We start from the raw sequence: 19,541 nt of genomic DNA on the forward strand, positions 1-19,541 counted from the left end.
AACCATCAAGACTATTCCTCCGGAAGGCCAAGTGCGATCATCTTTTCCAGCGCACCCTCGTTCGCATCGTGTAACTTTCCAACCCAAGGAAGATGGCTCCAGCGGTTCATGGTCAAAGGGGCCGTCAAATACGGTGCTTTGTTCAATGCGGTCTCCAGATAGTGCTTCGCGTCATCAAGCCTATCAACTTGAACACAGGCATAGACTGCATTCATAAGGACGACTTCGCTAACGTTGGAATATCGACACGCCATTTCATACGCATTTGTAGCGGCTTCGTTATACTTGAAGGAATTTCGCACCAGGTGGGCCGTCCCGATCAGGTTGTAGAATGTGTATGCCTGCGGATCGCTTGGGCTGAGGCGCAATGCCTTGTTCGCAAATGCTTCCATAGCATCTGGATTGGGTTCTTCCGCCAGAAACTCAGCTATTCCATGGATCAAATAGAGCACGATCGAGTTGGGGTTCAATTTTTCTGATATATGAAGCGCTTCTCTGGCGTCCTGATGTCGCCCGGAAAGAAACAAGAGACCCGCACGCATGACGTGGCCATAGTCCGATTTCGGGTCCAGTTCGACTGCCCGATTGGCCAATTTCAAGCCATCTTGGCGGTCCTGATCAAAATCCTTGGTCCAGCCAAGCGCAAGCCTTGCATAATGCACCCGAGCCGCCAGCGCATGTACGAAGGCGAATTGCGGATCAATCCGCATCGCCTTTTGGTACAGGTCAAGTGCCGCGTCGTTGCTTTCCTGCGTGTATTCGAAAAACTTTGAATACCCTCTTTGCGCCAACTCCCACGCGGTCAGGTTCTCGGTTGGTTTCTTGCGCGACAGGGTACGCTCGTGTGCGCCAAGTTCCGGTTCGACGCCGGTCACAATTGCGCTGGTCAATTCGTCCTGAACATCGAACAAATCGGCCATTGTTCGGTCCCAGCGTTCTGCCCATAGATGGCCGCCTGTTTCCGCTTCAATAAGCTGAGCTGTAACACGCAGTCGATCACCTGCACGCCGAACGGACCCTTCGACGACATACTTAACGTCTAGTTCTCTCGCGATTTCACGTACGTCTTTTGGTGTCCCCTTAAATGAAAACGCAGAATTTCGGGCGATGACTGTAAGCGTTCGAAATCTCGAAAGCTCGGTCGTTACATCTTCGACAATGCCATCGGCCAAAAATTCCTGCTCTGGATCGGAGGACATGTTGTCGAACGGTAAGATGACAATTGAGGGCCGTTCGGTCCTCTTTGTGGCGGGTGCTTCAGCAGCTGAAACGCCTTCGATTTCAACACGCCAAACATGGATAGGCTCGGGTATGTTCTTGACGTTTTGCGGGCCCATTGCGGTCATGGGCTGTGACATCTTGCCCCGAAGTTGATCATGGACCGTGCGTGAAATGCAGATGCCGCCGGGAGGGGCAAGGCTTTCAAGCCGTGCGGCGATATTTACACCGTCGCCCAATACATCATCCCTATCGATGATCACATCGCCAAGGTTGATACCGATCCGGAACTGCAGCTTTCGTGTTTCGGGTTGATCGGCCTCCTGAGCAACCATGGCGCTTTGAATGGCCAGCGACGTTCTGACGGCATCGACGGGCGAAGAAAACTCCACCAACAAACCATCACCCATTGTCTTAATCACGCGCGCGCCAGCTGACTTGAGTTCAGGCTCGATTATGGTCTCACGAACGTATTTGAACCGTTCTAGCGTTCCTTCTTCATCGTCAGAAATTAGCCGAGAGTACCCAACCAAGTCTGCTGCGACGATAGTGACCAAACGTCTTTCCATCTGAGCACCAGACCTTAGATTTTCGGAAATTGGAAGAGCCGCGTTGCTCTGAACGGTATCATTTCGTGCTGTAGCAGAGGAATCATCCAACCATCCTCGCTCAATGCGACCGCTTAGGAACCACTTACCTTTGACCAAATGCCATTTTCAATAGGCTGATAAATGATTGTCGGCTACGGGTGCCCAAGGACCAATATGCTTTGGAACTTTGCTTGAAGCAGCCACTGGCGCGGCCGCAGCAAAATGTCGCTAAGTCCGCAGTCTGTGAGTTCACCGTACCAGAGATTTTGCGGGTGCAGCGAACGGCAGGTTCAACGGGCTGCACTGCGGCATTACAGACGGTAGGCCAATGTCGGCAATGGGCCGTCACCGTCGCCCAAGCCGTCCCAGTCTCGCAAGCTGCGCCAGCATTTTTGATCCCGAGTCTGCGGATCCTGTGCCGCCTGGGGAACCCGTCTGCCCCATGCCTTGCCTCACGGGCATCTGCTGCACGCCAAAGAACTGCCGTGCCCTCAGAGCTGCATACTCCGCGCCACTTGCCCCGCCGATCAAGTAGCGATTGTAGGCCTGCTGGCTGCCCATTGCGGCGCGGGTGAAACTGTATCCGCCGCCGAGGCCGCCGGAGAGGGCAGGCATCATGATGTTGCCTGAGATCGCGCGGACGATGAAGGGCGTTGCAATGATGAAGCCCTTGGCCATGAGCACCATCATGAAGAAGGGGATGAGCGCGCCGATATTTGACGCGCCTTCCGGGTCACCAAGTTCGCCAATGAGCGCGGAAGAAACACCGGTGATCGTTGCGAACACACCTGCGACGACGATGGGATAGAGCGCAAAGGAAACCAGCGCAGACAGCCAGCGCGCGAAATAATCCTTGGTCACTTCGAAGAGGGTCAGGAATATCATAACCGGTGCGATCCCGATCAAAAGCGCGATCATCAGGCGCGAGGCCACGAGGATGAAGGCGGCGAGCCCGCCAAGTATCGAGAGTAATAGGACCCCGACAATATCGAGCATGGCGCCGGCCATCCAGTTCAACTCGGAACCAGCGGCGTTCAAGTAGTCCCCCAACTCCGCGATCAGTCTGTCAAACTCTTCGGCGAAAGTACCGGAGGGACCTGGGGTACCGCCACCGACCGAGGCGACAAGCGCACCCGCAATGCTGTCGATGCCGGCAAGGATGGCGGAGGAGAGCGCGTTGAACTGGACCCAGTTGGTCGCGAATATCCCGATCAGACCGATCTTGACTGCGAGCCAGAATGCCGTGCGTCCGTCCATCGCCTTGTACTGGTAGATCATGTTCAGGAAGACGAGGATCACCACGAGCGTTGTTCCCAGCACCAGAAGCGTGCCGACTGTCGCGGTGACGGACCCGAATTGAGTTTCCGCCGCAGTGTCGAGATAGCCCTGGGAGGTTTCAACGAAGTAGGTGACGACGCTCATCGGGGCCCCGCCTTACCAATTGCCCGCGGCTTCGCAGATGGCCTTGGCGGCAGGGCGGGCAGCGTTAGCGCGCCGATTGTAGGCGTCCGAAGCTTCCAGCATTTCCCAGCGTTCATCACTGGCGTAGAGCTCACGAAACACCGCCTCTGCCGCATCCCACGATGGGAACCGGGTCGCGCAGTCGCAGTTGCCGATCTCAACGATGCGCTCGAGATTCTGGGCGCGGTAGATGTCCTGGACCAGCACGCGCTGATAGGCTTGGCGCAGGGGGATCTCCTGAATCCACACGGGTTCAGCGGGCCGGTCTGGACAGACGTCGAAACTGCGCTCGAGGGTCGGCACGAGATTGCGCTCAGCGAAGCCGGGTGCCGACGTCAGGCCCAGAACCAGCGCAGTCACTACGAGGGTACAGCCCGCCTGCCTCATGCTGTCGCTCCGGCGGGTGTGGTCTCACGCTTCAGGAAGACCGTGTGCCCAACATTCGCGAATTCCGAAGAGCTGATCGACACGACCTCCCAGCCATCTGCGCCTTTCGCATTCAGGGTGTTCTGCATATCGGAAAGACTGGTCTTTCGGGTCATGGGAAAGCTGAGGATATCGTATTCAAAGGTCTTCATTGGGAAGCTCCAGTCTCATTAGCGCCGGGAAGATAGAATTCGGTGATGCCGCGTTTGCCGTCGTGGCGACCGGCCTGGATGATCACATCGATGGAATTCTCGATGTACTGGATCATGTCGGTGTAGGTCATCGGGATCTCGGTCTTGAGCGCCGCGATGGCGAGCCTCTGCACGGCAAGTTGAGGCGTTTCTGCGTGTAGCGTGGTCATGGACCCGCCATGGCCGGTATTGATTGCCTCGAGGAAGGTCATGGCCTCTTTGCCGCGCACCTCGCCGAGGATGATCCGGTCGGGTCGCATGCGCAGTGTCGCGGTCAGAAGCACATCGGCTGTCTGGAACTCCGCATCGCGATTGGCGATGAGGGTCACGGCATTCGGCTGGGTCGGCAGAAGCTCGGCGGCTTCTTCGATGGTGACGATGCGTTCCTCGGCAGGCACGTGGGCGAGGATCTTCCGCGCGGCGACGGTCTTGCCGGTGGAGGTACCGCCGGAGACAATCATGTTGAGCTTGTTGTCGACGCAGAAGGCCAGTGCATCATCGATGGCGCGTGCGGCCACCACCTCGCGCAGCTCCCGCGTCTTTTCGAGACGGAGTTCTTCAAGCTTGCGTTCCTTGCCATAGAGGAAATCGAGCGCAATCCCATCGAGCGGCAGGCTTGAGAAGAACCGCAGGCTGATCGACATGGCCGACAGCACAGCAGGTGGTGTGATGACCTGCGCGCGGATCGGACGGCCCTTGTAGGTGATCGAGACCGAGACGATCGGGCGGTCCTTGCTCATCGTTGTGTTGGCGGAAGAGGCGATCTGGTTGCCGAGGTCTTTGACTTCTGTTGCGTTCAGCTTCTGGTCCAGCTTTCGCATGAAATGATCGCCCTGGAATTCTCCCCAGCAGCTGCCATCGGGATTGATGCAGATCTCGATGACATCGTCGCGGGCGGCGGCGCCGATCCGATCAAGCGAGGTTTCGAGATAGCTCAGCGACATGGGTTCAGAATATCTCCAGATCGCGGTCGACCATCACTGTGACGCGGCCCCCCTGGTCGACATAGATGACGGGTCCGATGGAGAGGTAGTCGCCAATTACGCTGTCCGTGGCATCGGCCAGATCATCGCCCACGTCTTCGAGCACGTCTGCGGTGGTTTCGTCCTGCACATTTGCAGCGGCTGCACTAGGCGCGGCGGAGATCAGTGAAATCAGCGCGGCCGAGCCGAAGCGCTCGGCGAAGCGCGTGTCGACAAAGCCGGTGACGCCGGAGCGACCCAATTCATCGCCCCCAAAAGAACTGATCTGGATAGTCTGGTTGTCGGGCAGGATGATCCGGTCCCAAGCGATGGTGACCCGGCGCTGCGCGATATCAACTTCCGAACGATAGCGCCCGATGAGGCGGGATCCACGCGGGATCAAGAGCCGAGAACCGTCGAAACTGAACACGTCTTCGGAAACAACGGCCCGGGTCTGGCCGGGCAGGGAGCTGTCGAGGGCGGTTTCCATGACAGCCTGGATCATGGTGCCCTGGATGATCGTGTTGGAGGGATTGGCGATGACCTCGGCTTGCGTCACCGAAGTGGGCAGCGCGCCGTTCAACACAAAATCCGTCACTTCGCCAAAAGTCCGTTCGGTCAGTGCCGTCTCATTGGCACCCGAGGTGCCGCCAAAGGCGATGGTGGGCGAGGTGATGCGGCGCTCTTCAAATGCCCGCTCCTCGGCGGCGCGGCGTTCAAGTTCCGCGAGCCGTCTTGCTTCTTCCTCGCGGCGCAGCCGTTCCTCTTCCCGCGCGCGCAACTCGTCCTCGGTGGGTCCGATGGGTGCGGGGAGGGGGCGGTTGGCTTCGAGCTGCGCGAGTTCGAGGTCCATGCGGAGTTGTTCCAATTCCCGATCACGCGCTGTGAGCTCATCGCGAAACTGCTGTTGCGCGGTTTCCGACGCGGCTTGTAGGGCGGCTATCTGCGCTGTCAGCGCATCGATGGCTTCGGCGGCAGCGGTGTCTTCTTCGACCACCGGTTCGGGCGCGTTGCGCAATTCCTCGATCTGGGCCTGCAGGGCGGTGATCTGCGCCAGAAGCTCCGCGTTGGGCTCGACCGGATCGGGTGCGACGAACACAACCTCGGGTTCGGGAGGGGGTAAGGTCTCGATGGCGCCAAAGCCGTCCCCCTCGTTTTGGAAGACGTCCGGGGTGGCCGTCGGCAAGGCTTCCTCTTCGTCGGGCTGTGAGAGGAGATAAAGCAGGGCTCCACCCGCGCCGATGACGAGGACCACGATCAGCGCGAGAAGGGGCGACCGGCGCTGCGCCGCCGTGGGGGCGCGGGCACTGCCTTTCTCAAGGGCGGCGAGGCGTTTTTCCAGCTCGGTGTTCTCAGTATCGCTCATGAGGCGGCCTCCGCGGGCGGGATCGCCTCGATGCAGACCACCTCTTCACCAAGTCGCAAGACCCATTGGCGGTTTACGCCGCTGACTCGGATCACGCCGTCCTCAGCGGTTTGCGTGTTGACCGTGCGTTCACGGCCGCCCGCGTAGCGGAAGATCGCTGGCACAGGTGCGTTTCTTGGAAAGGCGAAATACGTGAACGTCCCGTCATCCCAGATGTGCGTTGGCGTGAACTCGGTCCGCGCGCTGGCACCGTAATTGTAGTTTGGTGCTTGGGCGGCGATGGCCCGGGTTGGGCGCGCAGCGTCATCAGGATAGCGGAACTGCACCACATAGAAGGTCGGGCTGCGGGCCTCCTGGACGTTGAAATAGTAGCTGCGACGGTTGGTATAGACGGTCACGTTGGTATGGACACCGCGCGCGACGGGCTTGATCGCGAAGGCCTGCCCGCCAGGCACACCGTCGATCTCAAAGCCCTCCGTGTCGCCCGCAATGATCGAGCGGATGCTTTCACCCTCGCCGAATTCGACCGTGGTGACATGGGTAAGCGAGACGCTGAGGCGGTAGACCTGACCTTCTTGATATGTTGCCAGCCGCACGCGGCTGTCATTTGGACCACCGCGCGGGATCGCTTCGGCAAAGGCAAGGGCAGGCAGCAAAACAAATATGGCAGCAACAAAGAACTTATTGATCAAACTAATTCTCCAATCTGTCGGAGCGGATGGAATATTCGAGCACGGTGAACCCAAACGGATTGGTCCAGACCTCGTCGATGGAGCGGCGGGTCTCGGGGCGGAACTCGAAGAGAAGGGTCGCGGTGAAGAGCCCGGTTTGGGTGCCGTTGATGGAGGTCAGACGCTTGCGCAGGCGCACCGTGGCGCGGTTGGTGCCGATCCGGTTGATGCTGAGGATTTCCACATCGAGCCGGGCATTGGGGCCATAGACGGTCGGCGGATAGGTCTCATTTGCGCTGTTCCAGATCTGGCGCAGCCCGCTCTCGGCAGCTCCGTCCGAGCGGCGCAGAACGCTGCGGATGCGTAGATCGTTGTCGAGCTGGTTATAGACTTCCCGGTCGGTCACATAGCGGAAGACCTCCGCCTCGATGATCGCCTGGTTGGCGGTGACGGATGTGGCCCCAACGGACGCCTCGGGCAGGGCAAAACCAGTGGCGGGATCATAGGGGACAACAACCGGGGGCGGGTCGACATCGAGGATCGAGACAGCCGCGGCACTCAGACAGCCGATGATGCCGAAGACAAGACCTGTCAGACCAAGGCGTTGCCAGAGCCGTTCGCGGCGTAAGGCACCATAGACCAGTTCTTCCTCGATGATTTCTTGTTCAGTCGCCACCCGTCAGGCCCCCACGATCAGTCTGCCTGGAGGTCTGGCAAGGTGAAATCCATGAAGCGCTGCTCCTCGGCGATGGTGGCGGCATCGATCACGCCGCCGGTGCCATCGCCCACCGTTTGAATCGCTTCCAGCTGCCACATCGCCACGAGGGCGATGGCCAATTCAGCTGTCACGCGCGTGTTGAGATCGACGCTTTGCTTGAGTTCTTCCATGTCGTCGATGAGCCCGACGAGGCGGTCTACCCGCTCGAGCGATTGGCCGGCATCTTCATAGCTGTTCTGGGCGGCGGCTGAGACGAGCGCGCCGGTTGTGGCCTGCGTCGCCACGCGGTTGGCGCCGGGATTGCCGCTGGTGGCCATTTCCGAGAGCGTGTCTTCATCGAAGCCGAGATCGGCCAGCACCCGGTCCATCTGGGTTTCGATCTCGCCTGCGCCAGAACCAGACAGGCCGGAGAAATCCCCAGTCTTGATCGCCTCAATCGTGGCGAGGATGTCCCCGAACTCCTGGTCGAGCAGACCGTTCAACTCGTCTTCCATCTCGGTGCGGATGATTTCGGGAAGCTCGGCAAGTCGGGTGAGCGCTTCATAGGTTCTTTGCAGCTCCGCGAGTTGATCCGTGAGTGTGGCAAGCTGTTCGCGGAGCTGCGTCAGCTGCTCGTTTTGCAGGATCTCGTCTTCGATCATCTGCCGCAGCTGCTGGATGTTTTGCGCGATGTTCTGGGTATCGACGACGGGCACGCCTTGCGCGAGGGCAGGGGATAGGGCGCCAAGATGCAGACCAACCCCAAGTGTCGTGGCCAAAGCTGTCCTCAAGAGCAGATGTCCCATCATTCAATCTCCCTGATCGTAAAATCCATGAACGCGCCTTCGGCCATGCGGGCGCTGGCCTGGGCCAGCTCTTCGGCAGAGAGGACGCGGGTGCGTGCCGCCTGAAGCCGGATGCGGGCAGCCACGAGACGCACGAGTTCGGCGCGTGCATAGGTGTTGAGCGCGACGCTCTCCTGCACATCCTCGGTCTCGGAGATCCGCGTGACGATGTCGGAAATGCGTAGGGCAGCTTGGCGGATCGCGGCTGGTGAGTTGCTGCCATAAAAGGCCGCCCCATGACCCGTGAGCGAGAGGTTGGCATTGGCGAGAAGCGCCGGATCGATCGTGCCAAGTGCGTCGATCCCGCCGATACGGCTCAGATAGAGATTGTAGCGTTCAGGGATGACCGACACGTAATGCTGGGTCTCGCGGAAGGGTGGCACGCCGCCATACTCGAAAACCCGGCCGGGTCCGGCGTTATAGGCCGCGAGGGCGTTGATGATGTTGCCATCGAATGTGTTGAGCTGGGTCGCGAGATAGCGCGCGCCGCCATGCACCTGCAGGTAGGGGCTGTCATAGTATTCCGGGTTGATGCCGAGATCGCTGGCCGTGCCGGGCATGATCTGGGTGAGACCATAAGCGCCGACGGGAGACCGTGCACCGATCGTAAACCGGCTTTCCTGCCAGATCAGCGCCTGTAGAAGCGCTCGCCACTGGACGGGGGAGAGACCTGCGCGGCCAACACCCGCAAAGCCGCTGGTTTCCTGGGCGACGCGGATGATGAGCTGCTCGATGTTCTCGGCGGCGTCGCCGAACATCTGCGCACCGCCGGGATTGGGGTCGATGTCGGAATTGCCATAGACCGCCTCGACTGACCGGTCGGAATCGCCGCTGCCGCTTTCCAGCCCCGAGACCATGGCGGGCAGGCCCTGACCGCCGAAGCTGGTCTGGGCATCGAGGATGCGTTGCAGGGTTTCCAGCTGCTCCCGTTCGATCTCGGCGATGAGTTCGTGCACGGCAAGCTTGTCCGCCTGAACGGCCAAGTCTGCCTCGCGATCGCCGGTCTCGACGATATCACGCACGGTCAGCCCACTGTCATTGGTCGGCACGCCTTGGGCGAAGCTGAGACCGGGCAGCAGGCAAAACGCGAGGATATGAGGCAGGCTAGACTTCAACGTCGCCCTCCGGGGTGCCAAGGGGCGTGAAGTCACAATCAGGCGCGACGGGTGCTGTGGACGCAAGGAACGTGAAGCAATTGGCCTGCGGCTCCCGATACTGGGTGCAGGAGGCCAGCGCGCCGAGCGCAGCCAAAGCGATAAGAATACGGATCATGAAAGCCTCCAGAAGTCTGGGCGGTCGCGGTAATCGGGGCCGACGAGCGCTTCGCCCTTTTCCATGCCGCCGAGGATGGTGAGGTTGGGTCCAAGGGCACTGAGATCGGCATCGACCACGATCGAGCCCTGATCGTCGCGGATCAGCGCCAAGCGGCTGCTGCTGCCCGTGTTGAGAAGGACGTCGAGCTCCTTCTCCGTGAGGTTCAGCATGGCGTAATCCGCAGGCTGCGCGCGGATATTGGGCAGCAGGATCTGCGTCGGAACGGCTTCGACGATGGTCTTGCCGGTCCGGGTGCGCTCTAGCTGGCTTGCGTATTGCGTCATCATCACGGCAACCGTGTTCTGCTTGCGCGCAGTCACCAGCCAGTTCGACAGCCGCTCGGCGAAATATGCGTTGTCGAGCGCCTTCCAAGCCTCGTCGATCACGATGATGGTGGGGCGGCGGTCCTCGATCTCGCGCTCGACCCGGCGGAAGAGATAGGAAAGGACCGCCATCCGTTCCTTGTCGGCCTCGCTGTCGAGAATACCGGTCAAATCGAAGCCCACGACATCGCCTTTGAGTGAAAAAGTGTCCTCAAGGCTCTGCCCGAAGATCCAGCCATAGCGGCCGTCTTCGGTCCACTCGAGCAGGCGCTGGTGCAGATCGCCGCCATCATCGGTGGACACAAAAAGCGACGCGAAATCCCGCCAGTTCCGCAGGGCCGGATTGGTGGCCTGGGCATTCTGGCGCACGACCTCCTGGATGCGGTTGGTCTGCGCCGGGGTCAGGGGCTTGTCGGCGCGGTAGAGCAGGGTTGTGAGCCAATCCGAGAGCCAGGCGGTGCCGCGCGCATCGGTCTCTGTCCAGAGCGGGTTGAGACCCGTGGGCTGACCGGCGTTCAGGGACGCGTAGCGCCCGCCATTGGCGTGGACCGCCATCTCCATGCCGAGACGGTAATCGAAGACGAAGATCCGCGCCCCTGCGCGACGGGCCTGGGTCATCAGGAAGGCCGACAACACCGATTTACCCGACCCGGGCCGTCCCATGATCAGGGTATGCCCGCTGGTCGGTTCTTTGTCGGGCGAACCTTGCTCGTGATAGGAAAACCGGTAGGCGCTCTGCTCGGGCGTGGGCAAATATGTGACGACCCGACCCCAGGGGGTAAGTGCTGCAGGTTTGCCGAGCTGTGTCCGGTGGAAGGCCGCAAAATCCGCGAAGTTGCGGTTGGTGACGGCGCTGGCGCGGACGCGCTTTGGCTGGTTGCCGGGGTGCTGGCTGAGGTAATGGGCCTTTGCGGCGACCCGCTCACCGATCATCTTCACGCCTTCGGTCGCGGCGGCGTTAACGATCTCGGCGCTGAGCGTCTGCAGCTCTTCGAGCGTGTCGCAGAAGAGCGTCACGACCATGTGGTGCTCGCCGAAGCTTTGGCGCTTGGCCTCGAGATCATCGGCGGCGATATCGAGGGCTTCTAGGAGCGAGAGGGCCGCGTCCTGGCTGGCCTGCATCTGGCGCTTTTGCCGTTTGATGCGGCCCGCCATGAGGTTTGAATTGATCGGCGTGAAGGAATGCGTGACGATCATGTCGACCGGCAGGTTCAGCATGTCGAACATGGTGCAGGAGGTGCCTTCGGAATATTCCCCGATGGTGAAACTCTTGCCGTAGCGATGGCTCACGACGCCTTCGGAAAGCTCGAAATGGTCCCCCTGAAACGTCACGCGGGTATTGGCGACGTTGAAGGACAAAAAGCCGTAGGTGTTGGCCGGGTAGAGCGGCAGCTCGGTGCCCGTGTTCAGCGCGCCCAAAAATCCCACCAACTCTCCCGATCCGGCTGACAGCAGGCGCGGCTTGAGCTCGGTGAGGCCGGAGAGAAAGACGTTCACGGCCTCACCGAGGCGCTGCAGGCGTTTGCGGGTCTCCTCCTTCAGTCGGTCCGGCGCGCTGCGGCTGAGGAACGGCAGGAGGCTTTTCGGAGGCGGGCGGTGAATGACGGTGAGTGTCAGTGTTTTGTCGCGTAGCCCGCTGGTCTCGAGTTTCGCGCGCCAGCTCCGGTCCACCTCGCCCGCGAAGCTGTCCTCACGGATGGGGTCGAGATCAGGTTTGATGGCCTTGGAGACCTTGTGGACGTAATAGCTGAATTCCGGCCCGAGCTGCGCGATGATGCGGGCAAAAAGTGCCGTCACCTTGTCGAGATAGGCGTCATCGGTCGTGTAGCTGTTGACCCCGTCGAGGCGGATGCACTGGAAAAGCTCGTTCACCCGCGTCCGCACGGTCCGGTCATCGACCAGGCTGACGTAGGGCAGCATATGCGCAAGGCGGGTTTCGCGCGCATACCAGTCTGGCGTCAGGGTGCGGGGATCGAGCGTGTCGTCCAGAGCTTCATTAGGGCGCATAGCTATCCCCGCCGTGGATGTTCCGGTTCCGCGTGGGCGGCGTCTCCTGCAATGCGGTCACCATCACGTCGATGAAACGCGGGTCCCAATCGGCGGCCTTCCAAAGCAGGGGGTAGAGCAGGGCGGCCACGCACAGCACCGCGATGTGTTGGACCCAGACGAAGAGAAGCACCGAGCCGAAGAGCCAGACCATCGCGTACATGATGGGCAGGCCCAGAAGCTTCGGCGGGCGCACGAGGCCGAGGAAGAGAGGCGCGCGCTCAGCCACCGGCAAAGACCGCGGCAACGATGGTGGGGGCGGCCGCGACACCGGCGATGCCGACGAGGACCCAAAGCGCTTGGCGCAGGTCGATGATGTTAAAGAACCAGCTCAAGAAAACGCCGAGGACCGCGAGTGTGGCGATGACCACACCAAGGGGTCCGGTCAGCGCATCGACAATGCCCTGCAACAAGCTTTGGATCGGGGAGAGATCGATGCTTTGCGCAAGGGCAGGTTCGGCAATGAACAGGAATAGCGCCAGCGAGGCGACAAAGAGGTTTGAAATCCAACTTGTTTGGAAAATGCGGTATCGCCAATGCACTGCCGCGCTGCGCGCTCTCATGACATTGCCGATAAGTGTTTTGAGGAATGATTTCCAAAAAGGTTGGGACATCATGAATTTGATCCTTCCAATCGGGCCACGACAGCCATGACGCGGGCCACGTGGTTCTGGGTTTCTCGGTAGGGGGGAATGTCGCCATGCTCGCGCACTGCACCCGGGCCCGCGTTGTAGGCAGCCAGCGCGAGACGCGGATCGCCGAACGTCTCCAGCATCATCGCAAGGTAGCGTGCGGAGCCGTCGAGGTTTTGACGCGGATCACGTGGGTCAACACCGAGATCGCGCGCCGTTGCTGGCATCAACTGCCCCAGACCGATGGCGCCTGCACTCGAGACCGCATCCTGCCGGTAGGCGCTCTCGACCTCGATATTTGCGCGGTAGAGAGTCAGCCAATCGCGAACCGAGAGATCCGTGCGCCGAAGCCCGGGATGCCCGGCGTAGCGAAGCGCGGTGGCCTCAATGGCTGTAAGAACATCGGCGCGGGGCAGGGGAGCGGGCCGCGAGAGGGCTGCCATCTGGATTTCGTCTGGCCCAAGGTCAGTCTCACCGAGGATCGCAAGTTCATCGGCTGCTGACCCCTGACCGATACCGTCATTGTAATTGCGCGCGAAGCTATTTTGGGATTGGGAAGGCGTCAGGGAGCCGTCGCTCTCCATGACCAGCACCATTTGTGCATTGGCGGAACCCGCGAGAAAACAGAAAAGAATAAAGCTACTTGCTGCCGCCCTTGTCGGTTGCAGCCAGCTTGTGCGTTGTCCGCTGGCCTTCTTCGAGCGGGACATCGGCGTGGGAGAAGCCGATCCCGATGAGGAAAGACACCACGCCTGTGATGGTTTTGAACTCGCGGATCTTGATGTCGTTGTAAGTCGTCCGGGTGCGGGCCGTGACCAACAGCTTTTCAACGCCATCGTCAGAGACGGCCCGCATGATCCAGATCCCATAATAGCTGGGGCCTTTCTTGTGCGCGGCTTCCTGGCACAAGATTTCGGCGCTGTAGCCGCTCTCCACGAGATCGCGGAATCTGGCTTCTGTGACCACATTTGGTGCTTCTACTTCCCAGTTCATGATCGCGGTCACACTTCCCTAGCTTGAGCCGTATGATCGCCCTGCCCACCATGGACAGCGCTACTATACGATAGTATATCATTGCAACGCAAGATATACTTTACTAATACATGCTGGCGGTTTCGCTTCACCAACACGGTCGCAAATCATGCGATAAGAACGAGGGTAGAGGGTTCGTTGAAGAAATTGAAGACACTGCACGTGATCCCCCAGGCTATACTTTTGGGTTCAGTCTTCAACGGCGCGCTTTCGGCAGCTGATTGCTTTGCGCCGCAGCGGCCCTTTGTGCCTTCCGATCCGGCCTTGGCAGTTGAATATGCAGATCTGATCCGGCGGGATTTCGAGGATTACATCCAGGACATCCAACAGCACTTTCGATGTTTGGACAAGGAACGAGCGCGAGCCTTCGAGGAGGCTCAGGAGGTCAGCCAAGAGTACGGGGCGTTCTTGAGAGGTTTGCGACAGGACTGAGATCAGCCATCGCTTGTTGTCTTGGGGGCGATCGGTTGGAGCACAGCGTTCTCACAGGGCGCATCGACCCAAAGAGTCGACGTTTGGCCTGTTTCCCAAAGGTATTCAACTCCGACGGTTCTTCCGGTCGCTGTGCAGACTAGTCGGCCAACGGCTTTAGCTTCAAGTGGAACATTGTCAAAGGTTCCCATTCATTTCTCCCAGTCCATCGGCCTTGCTGAAATTCAACATTCCCGCTATGAGGGAAATTAGCTGCTGCTCTGATGCAGTGCACGAAAGCGACGATCAAGGTGAAATCACACGACGTAAGCTCCTGAAAAATGGGAAAACAAAATGTCCTAGTTGCCTGTCGCCCGAAAGCTGTTTCGCGAAAGGAAAAGCGAAAGTCTGAAGATGGTGCACATCGACGAAAACCACGTGGCAAGACCGGTGAGCGGCGACCTTGATTTTAAGGAGCTGTTTCAGGAAGCGATCTCCGTCGGTGCTGGCCTGTCTTCGCTAAAGTCCGCTGATAAGACTGCCGAGTGGACGCCCAGCCTGCTCGTGGAAGCGCTCGCACAGACTGACCCGAAGGGTCGAGAGGTGGATCTACGGACCGTGCAAAATTGGTTTCAGGACAATGACAAAGGGATCAGTTCCGAGAACATCGTTTGCCTGGCACGTGTGTTTGGCAGCGGCGATCCAGACGCAATAGCAGCCTGGAGAACCGAGCTCAGAGCAGCAAACAAGCGACTTGCGTCGAGGCGCAGAACGCGCCGCAAGAATGGCGGAAAACCGGAGACCTTTCAAAAGACCACCGTTGCCGGTTCATCGTCCGACAGAAAAGGGCGCGCGCACCCAAAACGCGGCAACTTGGCCGAGTGTTCCGAAAGAGTCTTTACAAGCTCAGACGGCATGGGCATCGCGATGGTTGTCTGGGCTGGCTTCTTCCTTTTGTGCTTGATGTCGTTTGTCGCGGAGAACCACGACATCACGTATTTCGCCCGAACAGGATTGGAAAAGCAGGTCGGATTTTTCTGGTCGCTTAGTTGGCCGATCGAGTGCCTTTTTCTTTACCCTGCAGTGTTCTTGTTCATTGCGAACTTCGTCTCTTTCTGGAAGCGGCAGATTTGGGCGGTGGCTGAGTTCTCCGATCAACAGAGCACTTGGGGCGAATTGCTTTCCAGCATGCGCTTGCCATTCTGGGTCGCTGCATTTGTGGCGTTCATTTTGATCTTTGTAGTACAGTGGGGCGGCGTCTATCTAATGGGTCTCACACAAAAAGGCGCGCCGGGCCTTGTAGATTGGATCCTTGTCAGTCGACTTCGGCCTGACGTTGTCTCGGCTTGGGAGGCGTTGTGCGTTTCCTTTTTTGCGTTCTTCTATTCCGGCCTTATCTACTGGTTTTACTTTACTGGGTTGCTCCTTCTGTTCGCCGCCAGCCACGACTTCTGCAGGAAGGCCACATCACCTGAAGCAGAGTTGGACCTGGGTTTAGTGAAAGGCGCAGGTGACAAGCTCCAGATGGTGGTCTTCCGCTGCACGATCATCGGAATCTTGGCTGCGATGGTTATCCGGCTGAATGCCATTTATTTGAAATCGGACGGTGCCACGAGTTTGGGCTGGTTGGCAGGCGATTTCCTCGCAGGATTGGGCTACCGTGCCCAATCTTGGGCGTTTCTCGACCTGTCCTCAGTTTCGTCTTTGACCAGTTCAATGCTTCTTCTTATGCACTTGGCCTTGTTTGGTGTTTGCACGACCAAAGTGCGGACTGGATTGCAGGCGTTTCACAACCAGAACATTGGAGCCGAGAATTGGATAGAGAACGATGGCAGTACTAGGAGGCGGTTTGTTGATAACAAGCTGTTGAAGCAGCTCTGCCTCCTGTGCCTCCTATGCGTGAACTTCATTCTGCTCGGTCGGTATGTAGGATTCACCCTTTTGCTATTCCCGTCACTGTTTGTCGCCGTTGCAGGCATTTGCTGGTCTGGGAGGGGCGTTACCATGCATCCCAGTCCGGCGGCGCGAATGTTAGGGCGGCGTAACTCATGAGCAACAAGCTAGGCATTGGTTTCGTCATACTTTCTATGGCGGCGTTCACGTTCGAGGACATGTTCATCAAATTGTTGTTGGTCCATCTGCCAGTTGGCCAATTGCTTTGCATGTTCGGGCTTGGAACCGCCTCACTGTTCGCGGCGATCATGTGGGTGAGGGGACTGCGGTTTGATAATCCAGACGCATGGGGTAAGATTCCGATAGCGCGAATGCTCTGCGAGGCAGGTGCCGCGCTCACGTTCTATCTTGCCCTTTCGAGAGTCGATCTGACCCTTGTTGCAGCAGTCTATCAGGCTGCTCCACTCGTGATTATGCTCGGGGCCGCTATTTTTCTTCGTGAGAAAGTGGGGTGGCGGAGATGGCTTGCGGTGCTGCTTGGGTTGTTTGGAGTCATGCTGATAATACGTCCCGGTTTCGCGGAGTTCGATCCGAACTCGCTTTGGGCTGTCTTGTCGATGTTTCTGGTCGCCGGTAGGGATTTGGTAACGCGTAGAATCCATGAAGCCCTACCGTCGACGCTCATATCGTTTCAGGGCTTTGCAGTCCTGATGCCGACTGGATTGCTTTGGCACTTTTCGACAGAGGAAGTATTAGTGCCGGTTTCTGGTACCTATCTGATCTCGACCCTTGGCGGCGTGGTTTTTGGAGCCATCGGCTACTATTGCATCGTTCGTGGCATGCGTCTCGGAGCAGCCTCCGTGGTCGCGCCCTTCCGATACAGCCGCATTTTGTTCGCAATGCTTGCTGGGGCCGTCGTGTTTGGCGAAAGAGTGGACGCGATTGCGTTGCTTGGTATCGGCCTTATCGTTTCAACGGGAATCTATTCGTTCGAGAGGGAAGCCAGGAAAGGCATCCGGGCGGAAAAAGTGAGTTAGCCAGAACAAACCTGTGTCCGCCAAGATCAATAATTGACTTGCTCGAACCCGTAGTTCCCATCAAAGTCCCGCCAGTCGACAAACACCGAGCGATGATCGATACGCTGGCAGTCTTGTCCCCATTTCTCAAGACCTTGATGCGCTTCAGGCAATTCATCTGTGGATGAGCCTTGCCAAGAGAACTCACCTTGAGTTCCGTAAGAGCCGAAAAGGACTTGTGCTGCACGTTCACAATTGCCCTCGCTTCCCGCCTGATACTGCGATGCGTACGGCACGTGGAAAACGCGGATAGACCTCACGAAATCGAAGTCGCGTCCGCTGATATCGATATCCGCCTGGTCTCGAACCGGATGGAGCTTCGCCGCGACATCAAAAACCGAAATCTGAGGCAGTCCCGATCGGCGTGTTAGGGGCGAGGGTTGCAGATTACCTTCAGGCATTTTTCTCGGTGTCGACTGAAGTCGCTGTTCTCGATCAAGGATATACCGTATGTCGAAAATCAGTGGCCCTGTGTTACCGCCAAAGTGATCAAGCGACGCGCCCATCGGGCAGCGCCAGATCTGCAGTGGGGGTTCAACCGGCCATGGAGTGATCCGGCGAATGAACTCTGCTCTGGCCCGCGCGCAGGGAAGGGATGTTGGCCACCCGCCGGATAGGCATAGCAAAATCGCGCAGTCAATTGGATAGGATTGCGCTTTGGCGTGGCCTGGCAGTAAAGTGGTGGCCAATGCCATGATCGCGGCTACGAACTCAACGTGTCTCTTTAAATGCAGGCGCATGATAGGGATTCCTCGGTCGGACTCACCATATCAACATAAATATACTATCGCAACACATGGTATATCAACCAATAATGAAGTTTATGTTAATTTACCCTCCAGATCCCCTCTTCCTGAGCCACTCGCGATTCAGAAAGAAGTTTCTGTAAATGAGCCACAACATTCCTTTCGGCGGCCATTGCAATATGCGGGTCAGATTTCTTGTAGACTGAAGCGGCGATATTCTGGACTGTATCGGAAGTATTTAGGAGATGCTTGAGGATCTGGGTCTCGCGGCGCATCCGGTTGGCAAGTAACCGTTCGATGTAAGGGCGCGGATCCTGGAGTACGGGCCCGTGACCCGGCAGGCAGATCCTATCGTCGCGATCAATAAGCCGTTGAAGCTGGTCGCAGTAATCACGCATGTTGCCGTCAGGGGGGCTGACGATCGAACTGTTCCAACTCATCACGTGGTCGCCCGTGAATAACACTCCATCCAGCTTCGCAAAGCAGAGGTGATCGCTCGCGTGACCGGGTGTGTGAAGGACAGTAAGACCGGCAATCCTTTGCCCGTCTTCCAAAAACCCGTCGGGTTGAAATGCATCGTCTGGAAAGGCACGCGAAACATAAACGGGCAGACCTGTCCGTTCGCGCAATCCCGGCACGGCACCGAAATGATCGGAATGGTGGTGTGACACTAGAATTCCGGCCGGGTTGCCTCCCAGATTCTCGACAATTGCTTCGAAATGTGCACTGTCTTCTGCTGGACCCGGATCGAGAATGAACCGACCGTCAGGTGTATCAATGATGTAGCTGTTCGTCCCGTGATAGGTCATCTTCCCGGGATTGCTCGCAACGATCCTCAGGATTCCCTCGGCCACCTGTTCTGCACGCGCGCGACACGGTTCCGGCTCTGTGTGAAACATGCTGCGTTTTGTCATTGAATACGACCACTTTCTGACAGTGAAAAGTCTGGGACTTGCAAAGCCGCCTTTTGCTTTTGCATAGCTTTGGAAGCCTCGGGCTGGCGTCCAGCGCCGGTCAGAACCGGCGCTGGAACAAGGCAACAAAGCCCAGCAGTCAAGCGTGACCCCGATTATGGAAACCTGTGTACAGCACTACAGCAATTGCTGCCTTCGTCAGGTCTCCAAGCAGGAACGGGTAAAGCCCGGCGTTCAGCAATTTTTCGCCATAGCCGACAAAGCTACCCAACCAGAATAGCCCTGCGCAATACATAAGTATCGAACCGGAAAGGACCGCTACAGATGCTCTGATTGAAGGCGGAAGCCCTGCCAGCTTTTGAACCATCCATCCTGCAGCCGCCGCCGCGAGCGCAAACCCAATCAAGAATCCGCCAGTGGGACCCGCAAAATAGGCCAGACCCGCCGGTGCGGGAGGCGTGCCAGCGAAAACCGGCAGGCCAAACAGACCTTCCAGAAGGTACGCAGCGACAACTAGACTACTGCGCACCGGCCCCAGGAAAAGGCCGAGACCCAAGACCACCAGGGTTTGTGTTGACATCGGTACCGGGTAGAACGGCACCGCGATTTTGGCGGATAGTGTCAGAAGTATTGTGCCGATGAGTATTATTGAGATCTCTCGGGTCAGTCTTGCGACCGGTTGGCGTTGAGTGGCTTCCAAATTCATCTGTTTCGTCCTTGTTTCTGT

At 58.4% G+C, this 19,541-nt stretch carries 22 protein-coding genes; 3 read left to right on the plus strand and 19 right to left on the minus strand.

Going from position 1 to position 19,541, the window contains the following annotated elements; all coding sequences use genetic code 11:
* Window positions 1-11 precede the first annotated feature (11 nt).
* From AADJ11_RS16080 to AADJ11_RS16155, 16 genes are all read right to left on the minus strand, one after another.
* On the minus strand, window positions 12-1,775 hold the full coding sequence (locus tag AADJ11_RS16080; RefSeq protein WP_341235546.1) for an adenylate/guanylate cyclase domain-containing protein: 1,764 nt from the start codon (window positions 1,773-1,775) through the stop codon (window positions 12-14).
* A 378-nt stretch (window positions 1,776-2,153) separates the two neighbouring features.
* Window positions 2,154-3,230: a type IV secretion system protein gene (locus tag AADJ11_RS16085; RefSeq protein WP_341235547.1), complete on the minus strand. Its 1,077-nt coding sequence runs from the start codon at window positions 3,228-3,230 to the stop codon at window positions 2,154-2,156.
* Between the two features lie 12 nt (window positions 3,231-3,242).
* Window positions 3,243-3,656 carry a hypothetical protein gene (locus tag AADJ11_RS16090; RefSeq protein WP_341235548.1) on the minus strand — a complete coding sequence of 138 codons (414 nt, stop codon included), beginning with the start codon at window positions 3,654-3,656 and terminating at the stop codon, window positions 3,243-3,245.
* A complete protein-coding gene (locus AADJ11_RS16095; protein WP_341235549.1) occupies window positions 3,653-3,847 on the minus strand; it encodes a DUF4177 domain-containing protein in 195 nt (64 codons plus the stop codon). Before AADJ11_RS16095 ends, AADJ11_RS16090 begins: the two co-directional genes overlap by 4 nt.
* Window positions 3,844-4,830: an ATPase, T2SS/T4P/T4SS family gene (locus AADJ11_RS16100; RefSeq protein WP_341235550.1), complete on the minus strand. Its 987-nt coding sequence runs from the start codon at window positions 4,828-4,830 to the stop codon at window positions 3,844-3,846. Before AADJ11_RS16100 ends, AADJ11_RS16095 begins: the two co-directional genes overlap by 4 nt.
* A gap of 4 nt (window positions 4,831-4,834) precedes the next feature.
* The gene (locus AADJ11_RS16105; protein WP_341235551.1) at window positions 4,835-6,214 is read right to left on the minus strand and encodes a TrbI/VirB10 family protein; all 1,380 of its coding nucleotides are present in this window, start codon (window positions 6,212-6,214) and stop codon (window positions 4,835-4,837) included.
* On the minus strand, window positions 6,211-6,906 hold the full coding sequence (locus tag AADJ11_RS16110; protein WP_341235552.1) for a TrbG/VirB9 family P-type conjugative transfer protein: 696 nt from the start codon (window positions 6,904-6,906) through the stop codon (window positions 6,211-6,213). The genes AADJ11_RS16105 and AADJ11_RS16110 overlap by 4 nt, the downstream gene beginning before the upstream one ends.
* 1 nt (window position 6,907) lies before the next feature.
* The gene (locus tag AADJ11_RS16115) at window positions 6,908-7,561 is read right to left on the minus strand and encodes a type IV secretion system protein (RefSeq protein WP_341235553.1); all 654 of its coding nucleotides are present in this window, start codon (window positions 7,559-7,561) and stop codon (window positions 6,908-6,910) included.
* A 17-nt stretch (window positions 7,562-7,578) separates the two neighbouring features.
* Window positions 7,579-8,388, minus strand: a complete 810-nt coding sequence (locus AADJ11_RS16120; protein WP_341235615.1) for a type IV secretion system protein — start codon at window positions 8,386-8,388, stop codon at window positions 7,579-7,581.
* Complete coding sequence (locus AADJ11_RS16125) at window positions 8,388-9,542, minus strand: lytic transglycosylase domain-containing protein (protein WP_341235554.1); 1,155 nt, start codon at window positions 9,540-9,542, stop codon at window positions 8,388-8,390. Before AADJ11_RS16125 ends, AADJ11_RS16120 begins: the two co-directional genes overlap by 1 nt.
* Window positions 9,532-9,699, minus strand: coding sequence for a hypothetical protein (locus AADJ11_RS16130; RefSeq protein ID WP_209227003.1), 168 nt, complete (start codon window positions 9,697-9,699; stop codon window positions 9,532-9,534). The genes AADJ11_RS16125 and AADJ11_RS16130 overlap by 11 nt, the downstream gene beginning before the upstream one ends.
* The gene (locus AADJ11_RS16135) at window positions 9,696-12,071 is read right to left on the minus strand and encodes a type IV secretion system protein B4 (RefSeq protein WP_341235555.1); all 2,376 of its coding nucleotides are present in this window, start codon (window positions 12,069-12,071) and stop codon (window positions 9,696-9,698) included. The genes AADJ11_RS16130 and AADJ11_RS16135 overlap by 4 nt, the downstream gene beginning before the upstream one ends.
* Window positions 12,061-12,339 carry a VirB3 family type IV secretion system protein gene (locus AADJ11_RS16140; protein WP_341235556.1) on the minus strand — a complete coding sequence of 93 codons (279 nt, stop codon included), beginning with the start codon at window positions 12,337-12,339 and terminating at the stop codon, window positions 12,061-12,063. The genes AADJ11_RS16135 and AADJ11_RS16140 overlap by 11 nt, the downstream gene beginning before the upstream one ends.
* Window positions 12,332-12,673, minus strand: a complete 342-nt coding sequence (locus AADJ11_RS16145; RefSeq protein WP_341235616.1) for a TrbC/VirB2 family protein — start codon at window positions 12,671-12,673, stop codon at window positions 12,332-12,334. Before AADJ11_RS16145 ends, AADJ11_RS16140 begins: the two co-directional genes overlap by 8 nt.
* Before the next feature lie 50 nt (window positions 12,674-12,723).
* A complete protein-coding gene (locus AADJ11_RS16150) occupies window positions 12,724-13,338 on the minus strand; it encodes a lytic transglycosylase domain-containing protein (protein ID WP_341235617.1) in 615 nt (204 codons plus the stop codon).
* Window positions 13,339-13,381: 43 nt separating this feature from the next.
* The gene (locus AADJ11_RS16155; protein ID WP_341235618.1) at window positions 13,382-13,735 is read right to left on the minus strand and encodes a hypothetical protein; all 354 of its coding nucleotides are present in this window, start codon (window positions 13,733-13,735) and stop codon (window positions 13,382-13,384) included.
* A 216-nt stretch (window positions 13,736-13,951) separates the two neighbouring features.
* Between AADJ11_RS16155 and AADJ11_RS16160 the strand changes: the two genes are divergently transcribed.
* The 3 genes from AADJ11_RS16160 to AADJ11_RS16170 all read left to right on the plus strand — a co-directional run bounded on the left by AADJ11_RS16160 (window position 13,952) and on the right by AADJ11_RS16170 (window position 17,115).
* Window positions 13,952-14,206 carry a hypothetical protein gene (locus tag AADJ11_RS16160; RefSeq protein WP_341235619.1) on the plus strand — a complete coding sequence of 85 codons (255 nt, stop codon included), beginning with the start codon at window positions 13,952-13,954 and terminating at the stop codon, window positions 14,204-14,206.
* 393 nt (window positions 14,207-14,599) lie between these two features.
* On the plus strand, window positions 14,600-16,237 hold the full coding sequence (locus AADJ11_RS16165) for a hypothetical protein (RefSeq protein ID WP_341235557.1): 1,638 nt from the start codon (window positions 14,600-14,602) through the stop codon (window positions 16,235-16,237).
* Entirely contained in the window at window positions 16,234-17,115 is an 882-nt protein-coding gene (locus AADJ11_RS16170) for a DMT family transporter (protein WP_341235558.1), read from the plus strand. The genes AADJ11_RS16165 and AADJ11_RS16170 overlap by 4 nt, the downstream gene beginning before the upstream one ends.
* A 26-nt stretch (window positions 17,116-17,141) precedes the next feature.
* Here the strand turns inward: AADJ11_RS16170 and AADJ11_RS16175 are convergent, their stop codons facing one another.
* The 3 genes from AADJ11_RS16175 to AADJ11_RS16185 all read right to left on the minus strand — a co-directional run bounded on the left by AADJ11_RS16175 (window position 17,142) and on the right by AADJ11_RS16185 (window position 19,520).
* Window positions 17,142-17,894, minus strand: coding sequence for a hypothetical protein (locus tag AADJ11_RS16175; protein WP_341235559.1), 753 nt, complete (start codon window positions 17,892-17,894; stop codon window positions 17,142-17,144).
* Window positions 17,895-17,980: 86 nt separating this feature from the next.
* Window positions 17,981-18,814 (minus strand): MBL fold metallo-hydrolase, encoded by an 834-nt coding sequence (locus AADJ11_RS16180; RefSeq protein WP_341235560.1) that lies wholly within the window; start codon window positions 18,812-18,814, stop codon window positions 17,981-17,983.
* 139 nt (window positions 18,815-18,953) lie between these two features.
* Complete coding sequence (locus AADJ11_RS16185; protein ID WP_341235561.1) at window positions 18,954-19,520, minus strand: biotin transporter BioY; 567 nt, start codon at window positions 19,518-19,520, stop codon at window positions 18,954-18,956.
* Window positions 19,521-19,541 lie beyond the last annotated feature (21 nt).

It is taken from the genome of uncultured Sulfitobacter sp., assembly GCF_964021855.1.
Taxonomy (GTDB): domain Bacteria; phylum Pseudomonadota; class Alphaproteobacteria; order Rhodobacterales; family Rhodobacteraceae; genus Sulfitobacter.